Origin of the sequence: Verminephrobacter aporrectodeae subsp. tuberculatae At4, from assembly GCF_000193225.1 — a bacterium.
In the GTDB taxonomy this organism is placed as follows: domain Bacteria; phylum Pseudomonadota; class Gammaproteobacteria; order Burkholderiales; family Burkholderiaceae_C; genus Acidovorax; species Acidovorax aporrectodeae.
Window position 1 is genome coordinate 1 of record NZ_AFAL01000238.1, and the last position, 1,125, is coordinate 1,125.

Consider the following 1,125-nt stretch of genomic DNA (forward strand, 5'->3'; position numbering starts at 1 on the left):
GCAGGGCCACGGATTTTCCGGAGCCCGACATTCCCGTGATCAGGACGATTTTGGGTGCCATTCCCGCTCCCCGGCTAGTGCGCCGGCGAGCAGCTCACGCGCATGCGCCAGCGTGGTCTCGGTCGCGCGTTCTCCGCCGAGCATGCGTGCGATCTCTGCAACGCGCTGCTCGCCCTGCACCACCTGGACGGTGCTGCTGGTGCCGTCCGGGCTCTTGTGCTTGGCAACCTGGAGGTGGTGGTGCGCGCAGGCCGCCACCTGGGGCAGGTGGGTGACGGCGAGCACCTGGCGCGCGCTGCCGAGCCGTTGCATCAGCCGCCCCACGGTTTCGGCGACGGCGCCACCGACGCCCGAATCGACTTCGTCAAAGATCAGGGTGGGGGCCATTCCGAGCGCGCTCGTCGTGACCGAGATCGCAAGCGCGATGCGCGACAGCTCCCCGCCCGAAGCCACCTTGCCAATGGGTTTCGGCGTCATGCCGGGGTGACCGGCGACGAGAAACACCACGTCGTCGATGCCATGCGACGCCGCCTCCTGGGCCTTCGTCACCGACACCTCGAACTTTCCGCCCGCCATTCCCAGATCCTGCATCGCCTGGGTGATGGCCTGCGACAGCCTGGGTGCGGCCCTGGCGCGTGCCGCGGACAGCGCCTGCGCTGCCGCCTGGTAGGCCGCGGCGCTCGTGGCCTGCGCGGCGGCAAGCTGCTCCAGATCCGTGGCGGCGTCGAGTTCGTGCAGCTGGGCCTTCCAGTCCTCGAGCAGCGCCGGCAATTCTCCGGGAGCGCGCTTGTACCTGCGTGCCAGCGCCATCCACAGCGCCAACCGGGCGTCGAGCTGCGCCAGCCGCTCGGGATCGACCTGCGCGTGCCCCAGGTACGACTGGAGCGAATGCACGACGTCGCTGGCCTGCGCCAGGCTGGAGGAAAGAATATTCGCGAGGCTGGCAAACTCCGGCTCGATATGCTCCTGGGCTTGCAGCAGTGCCTGCGCGCGCGCGAGTCCGGCCAGCGCGCCGGCCTCGTCCTCCTGCAGGGTCTGGAGCGCGCCACCCGCGCCGTCGAGCAGCGCCTGCGCGTGCGAGAGCCGCTTGTGCTGCGCCTCCAGCTCGTCCCATTCACCCTGCGC

Annotated in this window: 1 protein-coding gene; it reads right to left on the minus strand. The window is 70.0% G+C overall.

From position 1 onward, the window contains the following. Nucleotides 1-39: 39 nt before the first annotated feature. Nucleotides 40-1,125, minus strand: a 1,086-nt coding sequence (locus VTU_RS26045) for a DNA repair protein RecN (protein ID WP_010102107.1), incomplete at its 5' end; no start/stop codon positions are given.